Origin of the sequence: Brachybacterium sp. Marseille-Q7125, assembly GCF_023062615.1 — a bacterium.
GTDB lineage: Bacteria > Actinomycetota > Actinomycetes > Actinomycetales > Dermabacteraceae > Brachybacterium.
Genome location: NZ_JALLAL010000114.1, coordinates 1 through 1,706 on the forward strand (window position 1 = coordinate 1; position 1,706 = coordinate 1,706).

Sequence of the window (1,706 nt, forward strand, 5' to 3'; positions counted from 1 at the left end):
CCTCGATCTTTCATCGGGCTGGTGAGCGGTCGCGGTCGGCGTCTTTGCCGGTGTTCAGCTGCTGATTGTGGCATTCGGGTATGACAGATCGTCGCAGTGTCCGTTGCGGGCGGTCGGGTTCCACTCCCGAGAAGAGGAGCTGCTGGTCGTAGGGGCGGGTGGTCTCGCCGGGTTAGGTCTGTGCGACGGCGGTGCGGAGCCGGTTGACGCCGGTCAGGACCCTCACGGCTTCGGGTGCATGTTCGGCGAGGTGGAGGACCTTGTGCCGGGCGCGGCGCACGAGGGTCGCGGGGATCTCGAACAACCGCGCGCGGAGCCGTTTGGGCTCCCACTTCCGCGCATCATGGCCGGTCAGCGCGATGGTCTGCATCCAGGCGACGAGCTCGGAGGCGAGTTGGATGATCTGGCACCAGATCTGGTTCTGCGCGAAGGACTGCAGCGGGAACTTCTCAAGGCCCATGTCCTTGGCGTTACGGATCCGGTCCTCGCAGCGCGCCCGGCGACGGTGCCGCAGCTCCAAGACCGGGAGCTGGCCGCGCGGGGAGTTGGTCGCGAACGCGGTGATGCGCATCCCCTCGTGATCGGTGATCCGCAGCTGCGCCCCAGGATGAGGACGTTCCTTCCGCACGATCACCCGCATCCCGGCAGGCCACGCGGCTAAGTCAAGGAGCCCGGTCAGCTCCGCCACCCATGTCCCCTCGCGGATCCCCTCGTCCTCGCTGTCGTAGGCGGGGGTCCACGCCTTTGCCTCGTCGATACGTTCCAGTAGGTCAGGCGTGTTCGCAGGGAGGGTGAACCCGACCGAGTAGGCCAGACGCTGCCGCTGGAGCCAGGCCAGGAAGTCCTTGGTGCCGCCGGCCCCGTCGGTGCGGATCAGGATCTTCTTCGACCCCCGCCCGCCCCGGGCCAGCAGGCCCGGTGGGAGCTGCGCGAGAGCCTGCCGGGTGACGGTGATGTGATCAGCGGCGGTGTTCGAGCCGGCGTTGCCGGGGCGCAGCTGGATCGCCAGCGGTTCCCCGGTCCCGTCGCTGCCGTGGTCAAGGAACGCACACAACGGGTGATAGCCGAACCCGCGTTTGAACGTCGGTGCGGCCTGCTCCTTCTCACTGTGGACGTTGATCAGGGTGGCATCGAGGTCGACGACCAGCGGGTTCTTCGCACTGACCCCCGCAGCCGGGGAATGCGCTCCGGCGAGGGTCCAGGCTCTTTCACGCGCGGCCCGGCGGGCTTTCGAGATCGCCTCGATCACGGTGGGCGCGTCCTGGGCGAGGGTGGTGAGCGTGCGGGAGATCGTCGGGGTCGAGGCGACATCACCGAACAGGCCCGGCTCGCAACGCAGCAGATCAGTATCCGAAGCATGCTCCCCGCCGATTGCGAGAGTGAGTGCGAGGTCCAGCAGGACCTTCGCCGCGTGGTGCTCGGCCAGCGGTTTCGTCCAAGGAGCCAGTGCTTCCCGCAGCGAAGAGGCGAGGCCGGTGGCGTGGATCGTGTCGGTCAGCAGCACCGCGCCCGCATGCGAGAGGGCCGGGACCTCAGCGATGTCCACGCGCGGACGGGGGTAGAAGAACAAGGTAGGGTGGGACACCTGAAAGGTGCTCCTTCCAGTGGATGGCTACGAGTCTGAACAACCCGTATCATCCCAGGTCAGGAGCATCTTTCTCTATGTCGTCCACCAGTCGAAACCACACCTCGATGAAATCTCGAGG

The 1,706-nt window shown here is 66.9% G+C and carries 1 protein-coding gene; it reads right to left on the reverse strand.

All coding sequences use genetic code 11. The features are described 5' to 3' along the window. Positions 1-172: 172 nt before the first annotated feature. Positions 173-1,570: an IS1380 family transposase gene (locus tag MU407_RS13925; protein WP_246958386.1), complete on the reverse strand. Its 1,398-nt coding sequence runs from the start codon at positions 1,568-1,570 to the stop codon at positions 173-175. Between the last annotated feature and the right edge of the window lie 136 nt (positions 1,571-1,706).